This is a genomic window from Haliea sp. E17, assembly GCF_048323675.1.
In the GTDB taxonomy this organism is placed as follows: domain Bacteria; phylum Pseudomonadota; class Gammaproteobacteria; order Pseudomonadales; family Halieaceae; genus Mangrovimicrobium.
Genome location: NZ_JBLWFK010000008.1, coordinates 173,502 through 190,953, shown reverse-complemented (window position 1 = coordinate 190,953; position 17,452 = coordinate 173,502). Strand labels below are relative to the sequence as shown.

Sequence of the window (17,452 nt, the reverse complement as noted above, 5' to 3'; positions counted from 1 at the left end):
CCGCGAAGGTGGCCGTACCGTTGGTGCTGGCGTCGTCGCTAAAATCATCGAGTAATTGATGAATGGGGTCAGAGTCATGACTCTGACCCCGATCGGAGCTGCCTCTCGATCAGTTAGCGATCGGAGTCGCCCCCGACTCCGACAAAGCTCCGATCAGGTCTGAATGAAAAACCCGGCTATACGCCGGGTTTTTTTATGCCTGATGAAAAGGGTAAGCGGTGGCGGGGTCAAACTTTGAGGTATGTGGGGTCAGAGTCTTCGACTCTGACCCCGGTACTTCGTTGCGGCTACTTCGCGTAGCTCCGCCCCCGCTAGCCCAGCAGATTCTCGATGTCTTTCTCTATGCTCTCGGGCTTGGTAATGGGGGCGTAGCGCTTCACTACCTTGCCATCGCTGTCGACCAGGAATTTGGTGAAGTTCCACTTGATGTTGTTGGTGCCAAGCCCCGGCGCCTGTTGTTTCAGGTGGGAAAACAGCGGGTCTGTGCCGCTGCCGTTGACCTCGATCTTGGCGAACATGGGAAAGCTGACGCCGTAGTTCAGCTGGCAGAATTCCTGGATCTCGTCATTGCTGCCCGGGTCCTGCTTGCCAAACTGGTTGCAGGGAAAGCCGAGGATGGCCAGGCCGCGCTCCCGGTATTTTTCATAGAGTTGTTCGAGGCCGGCAAATTGTGGAGTGAAGCCGCACTTGGAAGCGGTATTGACGATCAGCAGTACTTTGCCGCGGAAATCAGCGAGGGGGCGTTGCTCTCCGCTGGGCGTCAGGCACTTGAAGTCGTATACGGACGTTGGCATCTGGGTGCTTCCCCAACTGTTGAATACTCGGTTCTTGGTACGCAGTAGCTTACCGGACGGTTTGGCGGGAGTACAAAAACATTCCTGGCCTGTCCCGGTGCCGGGTATGCAGGGGTGTGATTGAGCTGGATGCGCGAGGGGATCGGCAGGCCGGATCATTTCCGGCCGGGTAATTCAGGGTACCGGAAAGGTGCCCGGGGATAGATCAGGCTGCCTGGGCCTGGAGGCGCATTTGCGCCATCAGCAGTTCGAGCCGCTTGCGCTGCATGCCGAGGGAGTTTTCGATCTCCTTGAGCCTGGTCCGCAGGGCGGTCTTCTCCCAGCTGTCCTGCAGTTTTTGCTTGTGCTCGCCGAGTGCATCGCCGATAGCGCTCTTCTTGCTTTCATACCACTGTGAGTGCAGGTTGCTCCAGGCGTTGACTGTTTCGGTAAACAACTGGTGTTCGCGCTCGAGCAGGGCACGCAGGACTTCAGCGCCGCGGGAAATTTCCAGCTGGCTGCGGGCCTTGCTGAACTGGGTATCGAGAATCGCACGCTGGATGCGGAAGTTGGGCACCCGCTGCAGGTCGCTGGCCAGGCCGATACGGGAACAGGCGTTGATCATCCACTTGGTCGGGTCCCACTGCCACCAGCGGATACCGTTGCGGTAATCGCGCTGAAACAGGTGGTGGAAATTGTGGTAACCCTCGCCGTAGGTCAGGAAGGCCAGGAAGTCGTTATCGCGGGCGCTGTTCGCCTCGGTATACGGGCGACGGCCCCAGAAGTGGGCGAGTGAATTGATAAAAAAGGTGAAGTGGTGATTGACCACCAGGCGCAGCAGGCCGACCAGTAGCAGGGTGCCGATGATGTCACCCAGGAACACGCCAAGCAGCAGCGGCAGGCCGATATTCATGACAACCGTCAGCGGCACATAGTGATTGTGCTGGAACATGACCACGGGGTCATCCTGCAGGTCGCGGGCATTGCGAAAATCGGGGTCATTGGAGTTGTAGTTGCGCAGCATCCAGCCCATGTGACTGAACCACAGGCCGCGGCCGGCGGAGTAGGGGTCCTTGTCGTTGTCGTCGACATGGCGGTGGTGGCGGCGGTGGTCGGAGGACCAGATAAGGATACTGTTCTGTAGCGCGCCGGCGCCCCACAGGGCATAGAACCACTTGAGGACCGGGTGGGCTTCATAGGCCTTGTGCGACCACAGGCGGTGATAGCCGCCGGTGATGGACATCCCGTTCAGGTAGAGGAAGGCGATGGCCCACAGCCACTGTGTGGCACTGTAGCCGTGGTAGATCCCCCAGGCGGGCACCAGTAGCAGGGCCGCGATGGGCAGGCCGACAAAGATCGTGACATTAAGGGGGTTGAGGGGGGGTAAAGGCTCGCGCGCTTTCATGGTAACAGCCGGCGTTTCTCTCTCGTTGGGAGGGCTCATGTTAGCGGTTTCAGGGCTCAAAGTCGCCTGATTCCGGCACTTGTGCACAGTGGTGAAATCCGCCGTGGAACCGGCAATCTGCAGCGAACTGCAGTATCATGCCCGGCCTGTAAAATCGATTTGAACGCGAGATGACGCAGCCCCAGGCGGTATTTACCCACGGCTCCACCATGCGCCATGTCCTGAATATGACCGCGGCCAGCGCGATGGGGCTGCTGACCATGTTCGGGGTGGACATGGTCGACATGTATTTTCTCTCCCTGCTCGGGCACCAGGAGCTCGCGGCGGCGGTGGGCTATGCCGGCACCATCATTTTCTTCCTGGTGTCCGTCAGTATCGGTCTGCAGATTGCCCTCGGGGCGCTGGTGGCGCGCGCTGAGGGTTCCCACCAGCGTGACCTGGCGCGGCGTTTCTGCAGCAGCGGCCTGATATTCAGCTTTTCCACCTCGTTGGTCATCAGCGCTGTCGGCTGGTTCTACCTGCTCCAGTTGCTGCAGCTGCTCGGCGCCTCCGGGCTCACCCTGGAATATGCGCTGGCCTATGCCCATATCCTGCTGCCGAATATGCCCTTTCTGGTACTGGGGATGAGTGCGGCCGCCGGGGTTCGGGCGATCGGCGACGCGCGCCGCTCGATGTGGGCCACGGTGATCGGTTCCATCGTCAACGCGGTACTCGACCCGCTGTTTATCTTCGGCTTCAACTGGGGCCTGGAAGGGGCGGCCTGGGCATCCGCGGTGTCCCGCCTGGTCGTGTTGGCCGTCGCCTGGTATGCCCTGTTCCATGTACATCGCCTGCCGCGGCGGATCACCTGGCGCGAGTTTGTCGCCGACCTGACACCGATACTGCATATCGCCACCCCGGCAATCCTGACCAACCTGGCGACCCCGATTGGCGGGGGATTCGTGCTGCGGATCATGTCCCGCTTCGGAGACAGCGCGGTGGCCGGCGCCGCCATCATGGGGCGGATTACCCCGGTGGCCTTTTGCGCGATTTTCGCGCTCTCCAGTGCGGTGGGGCCGATCATCGGGCAGAACGCGGGGGCCGTGCAGTATGGGAGGGTGCGCTCGACGCTGCGCAATGCGGCCTGGTTCAACGCGGGCTACACCCTGTTCATCTGGCTGGTCCTGTGGCTTGCCGCCGACTTTATCGTGTCCGCCTTTTCGGCCACCGGCGAGGCCGCCGAGCTGATCCTGTTTTACTGCCACTTCCTGGTGGGCGCTTTCGCCTTCAACGGCGCGCTGTTTGTCGCCAACGCCAGTTTCAACAACCTCCACCACCCGCACTGGGCAACCGCCTTCAATTTTGGCCGGGCCCTGCTGGGTACGCTGCCCGCGGTGTATTTTGGCGCCCAGTGGTTCGGCGCCCGGGGCGTCATGGCGGGGGAAGCGGTGGGTTCGCTGGTGTTCGGTTCGGTGGCGCTGTACGCGGCGTTCGGGCTGGTCGCGCGGCTCGATCGCGAGCATGTGCCGCTGGCGGTGACGGGGCGCGCGGAGGCGGGCGCGGTGGAGCGGCAGCCGCCGGTCTAGCTGCCGGTTTGGCGGTAACTGTCCAGTGCCCGGTGCAACCACGCGCGGGAGCTTTCGGTCTTGCCCGCGCAGGTCACTGTGTAGGGTTTGCCCGACCACGAACTCTCGCTCGCCAGCCGGTCGATGAAATGTTCCGCCGTATCGGCGTATCTGGCGCCGCGGCGGTACTTGAGTTGCAGGTGGTCGGCGGCCTCGCTGGCGGGGTAGTCCGAACCATTGCGGTGGAAGGTACAGCCGCTGCCACCGACAAAGGCAATCAGGTAATCGATCTCCCGTGCGCTGGTCCCGGCGCCCTGGGCCAGGGCCGCCAGGCTCAGGGCGAGTAGTCCCGGTATCAGGTATCGCATCATCGCTACGCCCTCCTATATGACCAGCCGCAGACTCGCGCGCAGGGGGTTGTGGTCGGAACTGCTCACCGGGACGACCTCGGTCGACTCCACGGCCAGGCCGCGAACATAGATATGGTCGAGCGGCATGCCGAAGGCGGTTGAGCGCAGGTCGGGCTCGAACTGTAGCGGCTCCAGCCCCAGGGCTCTCAGGGCCTGGTCCACATAGTGCGCCCGGGCGCTGCTCCAGGTGTTGAAGTCCCCCGCGAGGATCACCGGCCCCGCGTGGGACTGCAACAGGGTGGTCAGCGGTTGCAGCTGGGCCTGCAGGTCGCTGAGGCCGAGGGTAAAGTTGACGGCGTGCACGTTGATGGCCAGCAGCCGTTGCGGGTGACCGGCAATGGCGTGTTCGGTCACCGTGGCCGCTTTCGGGGTGCCCAGCCAGGGCTCCATGCGGGTGAAATTGCACTGCATGGTGGGCGCGTGCGAGCTCAGGGTCATCACCCCGGTAATCTCATCCCGCGTCGCATAGCCCTGCGCGAAGGACTGGTAGATCGGGCCGCCCGGCCACAGCTCACCTAGCCGGGCCCGCAGGGTGGCCTCCTGGATGAACGAAAGGTTGGCATCGGCGCCGAGCCGCTGCAGGTCCTCCAGCCAGCCGGCGTCGTAGGCCTTGTGGATGTTCCAGCTGAGGATCTTCAGGGTATCCGGCAGTATCTGGCCCCTCGCAACGGGCAGGGTATCGAGGTGGCTCGCGCAATGTCCGGCGGGACCGACGGGGTTGGCGTCGGTATCGACGGGGCCGAGCAGGCAGGCCAGTCCCAGTACGGGGAGCAGCCGCAGTGCGCGGAAGTGGCGTAGCGGAAGGTTCATGATTGCATTGTGTCGCCAGCGGGGCCGTCAGTACATGGCAAATTGCGCCGTCGGGAGCTGCCGGTGGCGCGACTGGTCGCGGTCAGAGGCGCTCCAGGAAGGCGTGGTACTCGAAGGCGGTCACGTGCTTGCGGAATTCCTCGATCTCCTGGATCTTGCTCAGGCTGTAGATGTTCTGGAACTCCGCACCCAGGGAATTGCGGATGAAATCCGAGTCCCTGAAGCGGCGTACCGCCTCGGGCATGTAGAGCGGCAGGCTGTCGTCCTGCTGGCTGTAGCCGTCCCCCTCGACGGGGTCCCCCGGTGACAGGTTTTCGTTGATACCCTCGAGGATGCCCGAGAGGATGACCGCAAACAGCAGGTAGGGGTTGGCGTCGGCGCCTGCCACCCGGTGCTCCAGGCGCCGGGCCTGGTGGTGGCCGGCGGGAACCCTGACCGCAACTGTACGGTTCTCATAGCCCCAACAGGGGTAGGTGGGCGCGTGGCAGCCCTTCTGGAAGCGCCGGTAGGAATTGTAATTGGGCGCAAACACCGCTACCGCGTCGGCCATGTAGGTCAGGCAGCCACCAATGGCCTGCTGCAGCAGCGGTGTGCCCTTTTCCGTGCCGTCATCGAAGATGTTCGCGCCCTGCTTGTCCAGGACACTGCAGTGGACGTGCATGCCATTGCCGGATTCGCCGGTAAATGGCTTGGCCATGAAACTGGCAACCAGGCCGTGTTTGGCGGCAATGCCCTTGATCAGCCGTTTCATCATCAGCACCTGGCGCGCCGCCTTCAGCGGGTCATCGATGTGCTGCATGTTGATTTCATACTGGGAGGGCGCGGATTCCTTCACCAGCCCGTCGTAGGGCAGTTCCTGCACCTCGCAGCTGTGGCGAATCTCGTCGAGAATTTCCCGGTGGCGGCTCAGGGCCTCGAGGGAATAGCTGTCGCCGCCGACCGGGGTGTCGTTATCGGGTACCGGGCAGGTGTGGCGCGGCAGCCTGTCCTCCACCGAGACCAGGCAGAATTCAAGCTCTGCGGCGATGACCGGTCGCCAGCCCTGTTCGTGGAAGCGGTCCACTACATCCGTCAGTACGTGGCTGGGGTCGCCGGCGAAGGGCGTGCCGTCGGGCATGTACATCGACATCAGGAGCTGGCCGTGGGTGCCGCCCGGCGACCAGGGAGAGGAAATGAGTGTGCCCTCGATGGGGAGGCAGATGCCGTCGTCGTCACCGGTGGCGAAGGCCAGTTCCTCGATATCACGGCCCCAGATATCCAGGCTCATGGCGGTGCGTGGCAGTTTCATTTCGCCGCTGAAGACTTTCTGGAGTTTTTCCCGCGGAATCCACTTGCCCCGCAGGACACCGTTGCAATCGGGGAGCAGGGCTTCGATGGTGGTGATTTCTGGGTGGGCCCGCAGGAACCAATCGGCTTCGATCGACACGCCGGTATTCCGTCTGGAAGTCAGCAATCACTATCAGTGTGATCGTTGGAGAGCGCAATGCCCCCGATGGGGCACGCCTGTATCAGCCTCAGCGTGGGGCCATGTACACCTTGAGGGGGTCATCCCCCGCCGCCTCGCCGAGGCAGGACAGTGCGTTGATGAAAAGCGAGAACAGGTCGGTCTGGGAGCTGACGTCGAGTTTGCGGTAGATGTTCTTGCGGTGGCGGCGCACCGTCTCCACGGCGATGTCCAGTTTCCCGGCGGAGGTGTCGGTACTGTAGCCGCGCAGCATCAGTTCGAGTACGTCCTTTTCCCGCGGCGACAACAGGGAGGCGCCGAAGGTCTTGAAGGCGAGGTCGATCTGGTGGTTGATGCCGGGCTGGATCAGGTGCTCGACGGCGAAATGGTGATGCTGGCTGTGGGCCTTCAGCAGTTCCGATACCGGGTCCGCCAGCAGGTACAGCCGTTCGTATTCCGCATCGGTGAACGGGCCTTTCTCTGGCAGGCGCATCATGCACAGGTTGATGACATTGCCGCCGCCCAGCCGGGAAATGTACACCGCTTCGTCCACGGTGCCGGTGGTGTGGTAGTAGTCGCGGTAATAGGTCGTCTTTTCCAGGTCGCCGAGGGCTACTCGCGACAGGCGATAGATCTTCGCCTTGGGGCCGCGCATCGAGGTCTGGTAGAACGGGTCTTCGCGATAGGGGCCATCGAGGTACTGGTCTACCTGGGAGGAAACGGCGTTGGACGGGATATGGTGGTAAAGAATGCGGGGGGGCAGGTCCCGGTGGTACAGCCAGACCTGCGGGTAGTCGATTTGCACCTGGGTACTGATGGTTTCAAACAGGGTGGGGAAGAAAGATTCCTCACCCAGGGAGGCAATGGTGCGGGAGATATCCCGGTTCCAGCGACTGAGTTCAGCGATTTCGTTCATTCTTGTGATTTGCCCCACCCCCTGATGGGGCATATTGGGCAGGGGGAGGCGGGATGTCAAACGGCGGAATGCAGTTTTTGCTCCGGAACATGCAGCGGAGGCCAGTTGTCCTGCTGTTTTCGGTCGGTTGCGATCAGTCCGCCCAGCTCATCGGGTCGGTGCGCCAGCGTGTGCGCCAGGCCCGGTAGACCCGGTCCGAGTAATTGCGACTGCCCACCGAGCCGTTATAGCGAGCCAGGGCGCGGTGCAGGTTGCCGTCCTCCTTCTGCAGGTAGAACTGCAGGATGCGGCAGCCGTATTCGAAGTTGGTCTCGTTCAGGGTGAGATTGTCCTCCGGGCGGCCAATTTCATCCTTCCAGAAAGGCATGACCTGCATCATGCCCTGCGCGCCGACCCGCGAGATGGCAAAGCGGTCAAAATGGCTTTCGACCTCGATCACCGACAGCACCAGTTCCGGGGGCAGGTCGGCGCGCCCGGCCGCCGCGTGAACCTGCTTTAACAGGCGCAGGCGTTTGCGCGGGTCCGCGACAAAGTTTTCCAGTCGCCCGGACATGTCGACCAGCCAGACTTCGGCGTCGTAACGATCCTCGAAACTGTTGGCGCCGGTAATGGTATTCTCGAGGAAAGCGCGCAGCTCTGCGCGCTCCTGTTTATCTTCCGGTTGCGCTGCGGCGTGCCACGCAGCGAGCCCCAGCAGGGCGAATGCGAGAAGTCGCAGCACGCGGCTCAGTTGCGCAGTGTCTCGAGCAGGAATTCGAGGCAATCATCGATCGGAATCAGCTTGGACTCGGCATCCCTGCGACCCTTGTATTCGATATTGCCCTCGCCCAGGGCGCGATCGCCAATCACGATGCGGTGGGGAATGCCGATCAGTTCCATGTCGGCAAATTTGACACCGGGGCGCTCGTTGCGGTCGTCCAGCAGCACATCGATGCCGGCGGCACGCAGTTTTGCGTAGAAATCCTCGGCGCAGCTGGCCACGGCTTCCGACTTCTGCATGTTCAGCGGCACGATGGCCAGCTGGAAGGGCGCCATGGCTTCCGGCCAGATGATGCCCTGCCCGTCGTGGTTCTGTTCGATGGCCGCAGCAACTACCCGGCTGACGCCGATCCCGTAACAGCCCATGGTGACGGTGATGTTCTTGCCGTTCTCATCCAGCACTTTCGCCTGCATTGCCTCGCTGTACTTGGTGCCCAGCTGGAAGATGTGGCCCACTTCGATTCCGCGGCGAATCATCAGGCTGCCCTTGCCGTCCGGGCTGGGGTCGCCCTCGACGACATCGCGGATGTCCTCGATCCGGACCAGCGCACAATCGCGCTCCCAGTTCACACCGGTCAGATGGAAATCGTCGCGGTTGGCGCCGCAGCAGAAATCCGCCAGCACTGCCGCGCTGCGGTCGACGATGGTCGCAATTGGCAGCCCCACAGGACCCAGCGAGCCGAATCCGGCGCCGCAAATTTTACGCACTTCGGCCTCATCCGCCATGCACAGGGGGTTGGCGACATCGTCGAGCTTTTCCGCCTTGATGTCGTTCAGCTGGTGGTCGCCGCGCAGTACCAGTGCGACCAGGCTGCCATCTTCCTCGCCCTTTACGACCAGGGTTTTTACCGTCTGCACCGGGTCCAGCGACAGGAAGCTGGCAACGTCTTCAATGGTTTTTACCCCGGGCGTGGCTACTTCGGCCATCGCCTGGGTAGCGGCGAGGCGCTCGCCGCACGGCAGGGCTTCCGCCATCTCCACGTTAGCGGCGTAATCGCTGCTGTCGGAAAAGGCGATGTCGTCCTCTCCCGAGCTGGCCAGTACATGGAATTCGTGGGAGGCGCTGCCGCCAATGCTTCCGGTGTCGGCGATAACCGGGCGGAAATCGAGGCCCAGGCGGGTGAAGATACTGCTGTAGGTGCGGTGCATGACCGCATAGGTCTCGACCAGGGAAGCGTGGTCGGTGTGGAAGGAGTAGGCGTCCTTCATCAGGAATTCGCGCGAGCGCATGATGCCGAAACGCGGGCGGATTTCGTCGCGGAATTTGGTCTGGATCTGGTACAGGTTCAGGGGCAGTTGCTTGTAGCTTTTGATTTCATTGCGTACGAAGTCGGTAATCACTTCCTCGTGGGTGGGGCCGAGGCAGAAGTCGCGCTCGTGACGGTCTTTAATGCGCAGCAGTTCCGGGCCGTACTGCTGCCAGCGTCCGGATTCTTCCCAGAGTTCCGCCGGCTGAACCACCGGCATGCAGACTTCCTGCGCGCCGGAGGCGTCCATTTCCTCGCGCACGATGTTCTCCACCTTGCGCAGGACCCGCAGGCCCAGCGGGAGCCAGGTATACAGTCCGGAGGCGAGCTTGCGGATCAGGCCCGCCCGCAGCATTAACTGGTGGCTGATAACCTCCGCGTCGGACGGGGTTTCCTTCTGGGTAGCGATAAGAAATTGACTGCTGCGCATGGGGCAAAAATGCTCGGGAGTGGGGTGTGGGTGTCTATTTTAGTGGCGTTGCCGGACGCGGTAAATGGCGCTTCAATCGCGCTGTTTTGGTGCTTTTGCACAAGTGCTTCGGCCCGGGCCCTGAAAAAACAGGGTTATTTGCGCCTCGGGCGCTGAAAACGCTTGTATTGTAGGGTTTCATGCTTTATATGTTTGTCGTGGCTTGTGTTGCCGCCAGTGCAGTAGGGGATGCGGAACGCCGAGGCACACACTTGATCCATTATCACTATTAGGGAAGGTCGAAAAACAATGGCGATTAAAAAAGCAGCAGCGAAGAAGGCTCCGGCCAAGACTAAGGCGGCAGCGAAAAAAGCCCCGGCCAAGAAGGCTCCAGCCAAGAAAGCAGTAGCCAAGAAAGCGCCTGCGAAAGCACCTGCGAAAGCGCCGGCTAAAAAGGTTACCGCAATCTCTGAAAAAATGACCAAGAGCCAGATCGTCACCAGCCTCTCTGAGAGCACCGAGCTCAGCAAGAAGCAGGTGAACGCCGTTCTCGACGAGCTGAACATGCTCATCGAACGCAGCATCAAGAAGCGCGCGATTGGTGAGTTCACCATTCCCGGCGTTATGAAAATCACCACCGTGAAGAAGCCCGCCCGCAAGGCGCGCAAGGGTATCAACCCCTTCACTGGTGCAGAGACCACCTTCAAGGCGAAGCCTGCCAGCATTGCAGTGAAAATTCGCCCGCTGAAGAAACTGAAGGAATACGCCGCTTCCTGATGGCGTAGTTCCGCCGGCTGCCTCCGGCCTGTGCCCGGGGGTTGCCGGCCCCCTTCCCGCAATCGCCGCAAGGTGAGGGGTTTTCTACCCCCTGCATTGTGGCTCCCCGCCGAGCTTGGACTCTCACCGGGCTTGGGTTAAAATCCGCGCCTCAAATTTTCTCCAACCTGTTGATTTATTGGTGTTTAGACAATGCCGATTTACGAGTACCAATGCCAGGGCTGCGGGCATCAGCTGGAAGTCATCCAGAAGATCAGTGAAGAGCCGCTTGTCGAGTGTCCGCAGTGCAAGCAGCCCCTGCTGAAAAAGCTGGTTTCTGCGGCCGCGTTCCGCCTCAAGGGCGGCGGCTGGTACGAGACTGACTTCAAGTCCGGTGGCAAGAAAAAGAACCTGCACGGGGAGTCGGCCAAATCGGGAGGCGACAGCTCCGACGGAGGCTCCAAGGCCGCGGCGGGCAAGTCCAGCGAGAAAAGTACTACCGGCGGCAGCGAGAAAACCGCCTGACACGGCCTCAACAGGCCCAATATACGGAAACCGAGTTATGCGCAGTCATTATTGTGGCGCCCTGTCTACCAGCAATATCGATGAGACCGTCACCCTGTGTGGTTGGGTCGACCGCCGCCGCGACCACGGCGGTGTCATCTTTCTTGACATGCGCGACCGGCAGGGCGTCGTCCAGGTGGTGTTTGATCCCGACACCGAAGAGCACTTCCAGCGCGCCGACCGGGTGCGCAGCGAGTATGTGCTGAAGATCACCGGCCGGGTGCGCGCCCGCGGCGAAGGTACCGTCAACCCGGCAATGGCAACCGGCCAGATCGAAGTGCTGGGCAAGGAGTTGGAAATCCTCAACGCCGCGGCCACGCCGCCCTTCCAGCTGGACGAGCACACCGCCGTGGGTGAGGAAGTGCGCCTGCGCTACCGCTATATGGACCTGCGCCGCCACGAGATGCAGGAGCGCCTGGCGCTGCGCTCGAAAATCACCACGGCGGTGCGCAATTTCCTCGACGCCGAGGGTTTCCTGGATATCGAGACCCCGATCCTGACCCGCGCCACGCCGGAAGGCGCGCGGGACTACCTGGTGCCAAGCCGGACCCATCCCGGGCAGTTTTTCGCCCTGCCGCAGTCTCCCCAGCTGTTCAAGCAGCTGCTGATGGTGGCCGGCTTCGACCGCTACTACCAGATCGCCAAGTGCTTCCGCGACGAGGACCTGCGCGCGGACCGCCAGCCGGAATTTACCCAGATCGATATCGAGACCTCGTTCATGGACGAGGCCGGCATCATGGATATCGCCGAGCGTATGGTGCGCGGGCTGTTCAAGTCCGCACTGGATGTGGATCTGCCGGAATTCCCCTCCATGCCCTACGCCGAGGCCATGGAGCGTTTCGGCTCCGACAAGCCGGACCTGCGTATCGACATGGAACTGGTCAGTGTCGACGACCTCATGCAGCAGGTCGACTTCAAGGTCTTCCGCGGCCCGGCGGACGACCCGGCGGGGCGTGTCGCCGCGCTGCGGGTGCCCGGTGGTGCCAGCATCAGCCGCAAGGAGATCGACGACTACACCTCCTATGTTGCCGTGTTTGGCGCCAAGGGCCTCGCCTGGGTCAAGGTCAACGACCTGGCTGCCGGCGTGGAAGGCCTGCAGTCGCCGATCCTCAAGTTCATGCCCGACGCCGTCGTGCTGGAGATGATGCAGCGCCTGGGCGCCGCCGACGGCGACATCATCTTCTTCGGCGCCGACAAGACCCGGGTGGTCAACGACGCCCTCGGCGCCCTGCGCCTGAAAGTGGCGGAGGACCAGGGGCTGGTCAGGGAAGGCTGGGCGCCCCTGTGGGTGGTCGACTTCCCCATGTTCGAAGAGGACAGCGACGGCTCCTGGACGCCGCTGCACCACCCCTTCACCGCCCCCTCCTGCAGCGCCGAGGAGATGCAAGCCAGCCCCGGTACAGCGCTGTCCCGGGCCTACGACATGGTGTTGAACGGCACCGAACTGGGCGGCGGCAGTGTGCGTATCCACCAGCGCGACATGCAGGAAGCGGTATTCCGCGCGCTGGAGATCAGCGACGAGGAAGCCAGCGAGAAGTTCGGCTTCCTGCTGCAGGCCCTGCAATACGGTGCGCCGCCCCACGGCGGACTGGCCTTCGGCCTCGACCGCCTGATCATGCTGATGACCGGCTCCCCGTCTATCCGCGACGTGATTGCCTTCCCCAAAACCCAGACGGCAGCGTGCCTGATGACCGACGCGCCGGGCAACGTCAGCGCCCAGCAACTGCGCGAACTGAACATCCGCCTGCGCCAGCAGGCCGAGAACAAGGGCGAGCAGGGCTGAGCCGGGGCGGGTTCAGGCAACCAACAAAAGAGTAGCTAGAGGCAGGTATGGCTGGCCACAGTAAATGGGCGAACATCAAGCACCGCAAGGCGGCACAGGATGCCAAGCGCGGCAAGATCTTCACCAAGCTGATCCGCGAACTGGTGATCGCGGCGAAGCACGGCGGCCCCCTGCCCGAAGATAACCCGCGCCTGCGCGCGGCGGTCGACAAGGCCCTCGGCGCCAACATGACCCGCGATACCATTGATCGCGCGATCGCCCGCGGCGCCGGCAACAACGATACCGACAACATGGAGGAGCTGACCTACGAAGGTTACGCCGCCGGCGGTATCGCAGTGCTGATCGAGGCCATGACCGACAACCGCAACCGCACCGTCGCCGAAGTGCGCCACGCCTTCAGCAAGCGCGGCGGCAACCTCGGCACCGACGGCTCGGTCGCCTACCTGTTCAACAGGGTCGGCCAGATCTCCTTCGCCCCCGGCGTGGACGAAGAACAGGTCATGGAAGTCGCCCTGGAAGCCGGCGCCGAGGACATCCAGGCCAACAGCGACGGTTCTGTCGACGTCACCACCCCCTGGGAGGACATTTCCGCCGTCAAGCAAGCCCTCGAAGAGGCCGGCCTGGTCCCCGAGGGTGGCGAAGTCACCATGCAGGCCTCCACCACCGTGCCGGTCGACGCCGAGGGCGCCGAAAAACTGATGGCGCTGGTGGATGCCCTGGAAGACCTCGACGACGTGCAGAACGTCTACACCAACGTCGACATCCCCGACGAAGTACTCGCCGGTCTCTGACCGGGCCGCCAATTCCTTGCCATAACTCTCCAGTTCCGGGAGCGTGCTTTCCGGCTTTCCGAGAGGTTGGAATGTGGCACGCAGGAGGGATGGATCGCCGCACCCCGCGCCACGAAAATGTCCGAGGCCATGGAGGGCCGAGGCCAAGCTGGCAGGACGCCGCTTTTGCGGTTTTCGGGGCGCGGGGTGCGGTGAGCCAGCCCGGCGGCTACCCCCACACCGTTTCTGTCTGTTGAGCTGAAGGGTCGGACTGGCAGGACGCTGCTTTTGCAGTTTTCGGGGCGCGGGGTACGGTGAGCCAGCCCGGCGGCTACCCACTACCCCATACTGCCTCATTGGGTTGGCAGGGCAGCTATATAGAAGGAAGTAGCCACCTTTCACCGCAACCCAGCTGACCCGACCTGTAAATTTGTACATAATAAGGCAGGCTCTCACAGCGCGGTCCAGGTCATGTCGCTCATACTGGGAATCGATCCCGGTTCCCGCAAAACCGGCTTCGGCGTCATCGAATTCCAGGGTGGCCGCAGCCGCTATGTCACCAGCGGCGTCATCCGCTTGCCGGACGGCGAACTCGCCGAGCGCCTGCGCATCATCCACGATTCCCTGGTCGAGCTGATCGAACTGCACTGTCCCCAGTGCCTGGCGATCGAGCAGGTATTCATGGCCAAGAGCGCCGGTTCGGCGCTCAAACTGGGCCAGGCGCGGGGCGCGGCCATCGTCACCTGCGCCACCCGGGGCATGCCGGTTTCCGAGTACTCCGCACGGCAGATCAAGCAGTCCGTGGTCGGTACCGGAGCTGCGGACAAGGCGCAGGTGCAACATATGGTCAGGGTCCTGCTGGGCCTGCCAGGGGTTCCCCAGGAAGACGCGGCGGATGCCCTGGCGGCGGCGCTGTGCCATGCGCACACCCAGCAGAGTATGATAAACATGGCCGGGGCGACGGCGGTTCGCCGGCGCCGGCTGCGATAAACGAACGAATTTCGGGCGGGCAGGAATGATAGGCAGAATCAGCGGCAAACTGGTACACAAGCGGCCGCCGGAAATCCTCGTGGATGTCGGCGGTGTCGGCTATGAAGTGCAGGTGCCCCTGACAACCCTGTTCCAGCTGCCGGAGCCGGGTGCGGATATCACCCTGGTCACCCACCACGCAGTCCGCGAGGACGCCCACACCCTGTACGGCTTCATCGAACCCAGCGATCGCGAACTGTTCCGCCTGCTGATCAAGGTGAGCAACGTCGGTCCCAAGCTGGCACTGACGATTCTCTCCGGCCTGGAAAGTGATGCCTTCGTCCGCTGTGTGCAGCGCGAGGAGGTTTCCACCCTGGTCGCCCTGCCCGGTGTGGGGCGCAAGACTGCCGAGCGGCTGGTCATGGAGATGCGCGACAAGCTGCGCGACTGGCAGTCGGCGCCCGGCGAAATTTCCGCACCCTGCGAAGCGGGTTCCATGCCGCGCCCCGGCGCGATCATTGCCGACGCGGAAGGTGCGCTGGTAGCCCTGGGTTACAAGCCCACCGAGGCAGCGAAGATGGTCGCCGCGGTCAATGACGACAGTGTCGCCGACAGTGAAGAGCTGATTCGCCGCGCACTCCGCTCTGTGGTGAGCGCCTGATGATCGAGACCGACCGCCTCATCGCACCCCAGGCCAGCAGTCCGGGGGAGGACGCCATGGACCGGGCGATCCGCCCGAAATCCCTCGCCGAGTACGTCGGCCAGCCGGTGGTGCGCGAACAGATGGACATTTTCCTCGCGGCGGCGAAGGGGCGCGGCGAGCCACTGGACCACACCCTGATATTCGGCCCGCCGGGGCTCGGCAAGACCACCCTGGCCAGTATCATCGCCAACGAGATGGGGGTTTCCCTGAAGACCACCTCCGGCCCGGTACTGGAGAAGGCCGGCGACATCGCCGCCCTGCTCACCAACCTGGAGCCCGGGGATGTGCTGTTTATCGACGAGATCCATCGCCTGAGCCCCTATGTCGAGGAAGTACTGTACCCGGCGATGGAGGACTACCAGCTCGATATCATGATCGGCGAGGGCCCCGCGGCGCGTTCGATCAAGCTGGAACTGCCGCCCTTCACCCTGGTGGGCGCGACCACCCGCGCGGGACTGCTGACCTCGCCCCTGCGCGATCGCTTCGGCATTGTGCAGCGGCTGGAGTTCTACGCGGTGGATGACCTCGCCCACATCGTGCAGCGCTCCGCCAATATTCTCGGCATCGGTATCGACGCCAAGGGCGCCGGCGAGGTGGCGCGGCGCTCCCGCGGCACCCCGCGCATCGCCAATCGCCTGCTGCGCCGGGTGCGCGACTACGCCGAGGTGAAGGCCGATGGCCACATCACCGACACGGTGGCGGACCGTGCCCTGGACATGCTCAGCGTCGACCAGCAGGGCTTCGACCACCAGGACCGCCGCCTGCTGCTGGCGATGATCGAGAAATTCGACGGCGGTCCGGTGGGGGTGGACAGCCTCGCCGCGGCCATATCCGAGGAGCGCGGCACCATCGAGGACGTACTCGAACCCTACCTCATCCAGCAGGGCTACATGGTGCGCACCCCGCGCGGGCGCATGGTGACCCGCAATGCCTACCTGCATTTCGGACTGCCCCAGCCGGGCGCTGCTGTCTCCGGCAATATTCCACTTGATCTCGGGGATAGTGGCGACGACTGATGGCGAATGCGGAATTTTCACTGCCGATTCGCGTCTACATTGAAGACACGGATGCCGGTGGTATTGTCTACTACGTCAATTACCTGAAGTACATGGAACGGGCGCGCACCGAGTTTTTGCGCTCCCTGGGCTTCGGCAAGGATTTCATCTTCAACCGCGAACTGATGTTCGTGGTGCGGGATGTGGCAGTGAGTTACCGCGCCCCGGCCCGGCTGGACGACGAACTCCAGGCGACCGCCAGAGTGCAGGAGTTGCGCGGGGCGTCGATGACCCTGCAACAGGCGGTGCGGCGCGGGGCGGATACCATGGCCGAAGGGATCGTGAGTATCGCTTGCGTCGATCGCAACAGCATGCGCCCGCGGCGCATACCAGAGGAAATCAGGCACTGCCTGGATAACACCTAACCGGTACGGCGACGCCGTGCCGAGCACAGAGGGGATTGGATTTTGGAAGAGCAGTTAAGCCTGCTGGAGCTGGTGTGGAATGCCAGTTTTACCGTGCAGCTGGTGATGGGCATCTTGCTGGCAGCCTCGGTGCTGTCCTGGTACATGATCGTGCAGCGCTTCATTTACCTGCGCAACGCACGCGATGAAGCCTACGATTTCGAGGAGCGTTTCTGGTCGGGCATCGACCTCTCGCAGCTCTACCGCGAGGGCAGTGAGCGCGCCGCAGAGGGTCACCCGGTGCTCGGCATGGAAAGTATCTTCCGCGCCGGGTTCAAGGAGTTCTCGCGCCTCACCCAGCAGTCGGAAATGGATTCCGAGGCAGTCGTCGAGGGTTCCCGACGCGCCATGCGGGTGGCGATGCTGCGCGAGGAAGAGCGCCTCGAGCGGCACCTGGCCTTCCTCGCCTCGGTGGGTTCCACCAGCCCCTATATCGGCCTGTTCGGTACCGTCTGGGGCATCATGCACTCCTTCCGCGGGTTGGCCAACGCCACCCAGGCGACCCTCGCCACCGTGGCCCCGGGTATCTCCGAGGCGTTGGTCGCTACCGCCATGGGCCTGTTTGCTGCGATCCCCGCGGTGCTGGCCTACAACCGCTTTGCCGCCAAGGTCGAGGTGTTCAGCAACCGCTACGACACCTTCGCGGACGAATTCTCCAGCATCCTTTACCGCCAGGCCTACGCGCTGCGGCGCAAGGAACGCAAGGCCGGGTAAGCTGACGTGAATCGAAC

Annotated in this window: 18 protein-coding genes; 10 read left to right on the top strand and 8 right to left on the bottom strand. The window is 63.0% G+C overall.

What is annotated here, in order from left to right; translation table 11 throughout:
• Positions 1-311: 311 nt before the first annotated feature.
• Both ACNKU3_RS19465 and ACNKU3_RS19460 read right to left on the bottom strand, forming a co-directional pair.
• Positions 312-794 carry a glutathione peroxidase gene (locus ACNKU3_RS19465; protein ID WP_418261236.1) on the bottom strand — a complete coding sequence of 161 codons (483 nt, stop codon included), beginning with the start codon at positions 792-794 and terminating at the stop codon, positions 312-314.
• 205 nt (positions 795-999) lie between these two features.
• A complete protein-coding gene (locus tag ACNKU3_RS19460; RefSeq protein WP_418261235.1) occupies positions 1,000-2,217 on the bottom strand; it encodes an acyl-CoA desaturase in 1,218 nt (405 codons plus the stop codon).
• A 131-nt stretch (positions 2,218-2,348) separates the two neighbouring features.
• Between ACNKU3_RS19460 and ACNKU3_RS19455 the strand changes: the two genes are divergently transcribed.
• Entirely contained in the window at positions 2,349-3,743 is a 1,395-nt protein-coding gene (locus tag ACNKU3_RS19455; RefSeq protein ID WP_418261234.1) for an MATE family efflux transporter, read from the top strand.
• On the opposite strand, the gene ACNKU3_RS19450 is transcribed toward ACNKU3_RS19455, so the two are convergent.
• From ACNKU3_RS19450 to ACNKU3_RS19425, 6 genes are all read right to left on the bottom strand, one after another.
• Entirely contained in the window at positions 3,740-4,093 is a 354-nt protein-coding gene (locus tag ACNKU3_RS19450) for a DUF5329 family protein (protein ID WP_418261233.1), read from the bottom strand. The two genes, ACNKU3_RS19455 and ACNKU3_RS19450, sit on opposite strands and share 4 nt — an antisense overlap.
• 12 nt (positions 4,094-4,105) lie before the next feature.
• The gene (locus ACNKU3_RS19445; RefSeq protein ID WP_418261232.1) at positions 4,106-4,942 is read right to left on the bottom strand and encodes an endonuclease/exonuclease/phosphatase family protein; all 837 of its coding nucleotides are present in this window, start codon (positions 4,940-4,942) and stop codon (positions 4,106-4,108) included.
• An 82-nt stretch (positions 4,943-5,024) separates the two neighbouring features.
• A complete protein-coding gene (locus tag ACNKU3_RS19440; RefSeq protein WP_418261231.1) occupies positions 5,025-6,368 on the bottom strand; it encodes a glutamine synthetase family protein in 1,344 nt (447 codons plus the stop codon).
• An 88-nt stretch (positions 6,369-6,456) separates the two neighbouring features.
• Positions 6,457-7,302 carry a helix-turn-helix transcriptional regulator gene (locus tag ACNKU3_RS19435; protein WP_418261230.1) on the bottom strand — a complete coding sequence of 282 codons (846 nt, stop codon included), beginning with the start codon at positions 7,300-7,302 and terminating at the stop codon, positions 6,457-6,459.
• A gap of 133 nt (positions 7,303-7,435) precedes the next feature.
• Positions 7,436-8,020, bottom strand: a complete 585-nt coding sequence (locus ACNKU3_RS19430) for a lytic transglycosylase domain-containing protein (RefSeq protein WP_418261239.1) — start codon at positions 8,018-8,020, stop codon at positions 7,436-7,438.
• An 8-nt stretch (positions 8,021-8,028) separates the two neighbouring features.
• Positions 8,029-9,738: a proline--tRNA ligase gene (locus tag ACNKU3_RS19425; RefSeq protein ID WP_418261229.1), complete on the bottom strand. Its 1,710-nt coding sequence runs from the start codon at positions 9,736-9,738 to the stop codon at positions 8,029-8,031.
• A 288-nt stretch (positions 9,739-10,026) separates the two neighbouring features.
• Here ACNKU3_RS19425 and ACNKU3_RS19420 point away from each other — a divergent pair, with 288 nt between their 5' ends.
• From ACNKU3_RS19420 to tolQ, 9 genes are all read left to right on the top strand, one after another.
• Positions 10,027-10,494, top strand: a complete 468-nt coding sequence (locus tag ACNKU3_RS19420) for an HU family DNA-binding protein (RefSeq protein ID WP_418261228.1) — start codon at positions 10,027-10,029, stop codon at positions 10,492-10,494.
• A gap of 192 nt (positions 10,495-10,686) precedes the next feature.
• Positions 10,687-10,998: an FmdB family zinc ribbon protein gene (locus ACNKU3_RS19415; protein ID WP_418261227.1), complete on the top strand. Its 312-nt coding sequence runs from the start codon at positions 10,687-10,689 to the stop codon at positions 10,996-10,998.
• Between the two features lie 37 nt (positions 10,999-11,035).
• Positions 11,036-12,820 carry an aspartate--tRNA ligase gene (aspS, locus tag ACNKU3_RS19410; protein WP_418261226.1) on the top strand — a complete coding sequence of 595 codons (1,785 nt, stop codon included), beginning with the start codon at positions 11,036-11,038 and terminating at the stop codon, positions 12,818-12,820.
• A 47-nt stretch (positions 12,821-12,867) separates the two neighbouring features.
• Positions 12,868-13,611 carry a YebC/PmpR family DNA-binding transcriptional regulator gene (locus tag ACNKU3_RS19405; protein ID WP_418261225.1) on the top strand — a complete coding sequence of 248 codons (744 nt, stop codon included), beginning with the start codon at positions 12,868-12,870 and terminating at the stop codon, positions 13,609-13,611.
• Between the two features lie 450 nt (positions 13,612-14,061).
• Positions 14,062-14,580 carry a crossover junction endodeoxyribonuclease RuvC gene (ruvC, locus tag ACNKU3_RS19400; protein WP_418261224.1) on the top strand — a complete coding sequence of 173 codons (519 nt, stop codon included), beginning with the start codon at positions 14,062-14,064 and terminating at the stop codon, positions 14,578-14,580.
• 25 nt (positions 14,581-14,605) lie between these two features.
• The gene (ruvA, locus tag ACNKU3_RS19395; RefSeq protein ID WP_418261223.1) at positions 14,606-15,220 is read left to right on the top strand and encodes a Holliday junction branch migration protein RuvA; all 615 of its coding nucleotides are present in this window, start codon (positions 14,606-14,608) and stop codon (positions 15,218-15,220) included.
• Complete coding sequence (ruvB, locus tag ACNKU3_RS19390) at positions 15,220-16,278, top strand: Holliday junction branch migration DNA helicase RuvB (protein WP_418261221.1); 1,059 nt, start codon at positions 15,220-15,222, stop codon at positions 16,276-16,278. The genes ruvA and ruvB overlap by 1 nt, the downstream gene beginning before the upstream one ends.
• A complete protein-coding gene (gene ybgC, locus ACNKU3_RS19385) occupies positions 16,278-16,682 on the top strand; it encodes a tol-pal system-associated acyl-CoA thioesterase (RefSeq protein ID WP_418261220.1) in 405 nt (134 codons plus the stop codon). The genes ruvB and ybgC overlap by 1 nt, the downstream gene beginning before the upstream one ends.
• Positions 16,683-16,724: 42 nt before the next feature.
• On the top strand, positions 16,725-17,435 hold the full coding sequence (gene tolQ, locus ACNKU3_RS19380; protein WP_418261218.1) for a protein TolQ: 711 nt from the start codon (positions 16,725-16,727) through the stop codon (positions 17,433-17,435).
• Positions 17,436-17,452: the final 17 nt, after the last annotated feature.

What these genes read in the sequence shown, in the direction of transcription:
- ACNKU3_RS19465 (WP_418261236.1), bottom strand. Translation starts at nt 794, where the DNA reads ATGCCAACGTCCGTATACGACTTCAAGTGCCTGACGCCCAGCGGAGAG.
- ACNKU3_RS19460 (WP_418261235.1), bottom strand. Translation starts at nt 2,217, where the DNA reads ATGAGCCCTCCCAACGAGAGAGAAACGCCGGCTGTTACCATGAAAGCG.
- ACNKU3_RS19455 (WP_418261234.1), top strand. Translation starts at nt 2,349, where the DNA reads ATGACGCAGCCCCAGGCGGTATTTACCCACGGCTCCACCATGCGCCAT.
- ACNKU3_RS19450 (WP_418261233.1), bottom strand. Translation starts at nt 4,093, where the DNA reads ATGATGCGATACCTGATACCGGGACTACTCGCCCTGAGCCTGGCGGCC.
- ACNKU3_RS19445 (WP_418261232.1), bottom strand. Translation starts at nt 4,942, where the DNA reads ATGAACCTTCCGCTACGCCACTTCCGCGCACTGCGGCTGCTCCCCGTA.
- ACNKU3_RS19435 (WP_418261230.1), bottom strand. Translation starts at nt 7,302, where the DNA reads ATGAACGAAATCGCTGAACTCAGTCGCTGGAACCGGGATATCTCCCGC.
- ACNKU3_RS19425 (WP_418261229.1), bottom strand. Translation starts at nt 9,738, where the DNA reads ATGCGCAGCAGTCAATTTCTTATCGCTACCCAGAAGGAAACCCCGTCC.
- ACNKU3_RS19420 (WP_418261228.1), top strand. Translation starts at nt 10,027, where the DNA reads ATGGCGATTAAAAAAGCAGCAGCGAAGAAGGCTCCGGCCAAGACTAAG.
- ACNKU3_RS19415 (WP_418261227.1), top strand. Translation starts at nt 10,687, where the DNA reads ATGCCGATTTACGAGTACCAATGCCAGGGCTGCGGGCATCAGCTGGAA.
- aspS (WP_418261226.1), top strand. Translation starts at nt 11,036, where the DNA reads ATGCGCAGTCATTATTGTGGCGCCCTGTCTACCAGCAATATCGATGAG.
- ACNKU3_RS19405 (WP_418261225.1), top strand. Translation starts at nt 12,868, where the DNA reads ATGGCTGGCCACAGTAAATGGGCGAACATCAAGCACCGCAAGGCGGCA.
- ruvC (WP_418261224.1), top strand. Translation starts at nt 14,062, where the DNA reads ATGTCGCTCATACTGGGAATCGATCCCGGTTCCCGCAAAACCGGCTTC.
- ruvA (WP_418261223.1), top strand. Translation starts at nt 14,606, where the DNA reads ATGATAGGCAGAATCAGCGGCAAACTGGTACACAAGCGGCCGCCGGAA.
- ruvB (WP_418261221.1), top strand. Translation starts at nt 15,220, where the DNA reads ATGATCGAGACCGACCGCCTCATCGCACCCCAGGCCAGCAGTCCGGGG.
- ybgC (WP_418261220.1), top strand. Translation starts at nt 16,278, where the DNA reads ATGGCGAATGCGGAATTTTCACTGCCGATTCGCGTCTACATTGAAGAC.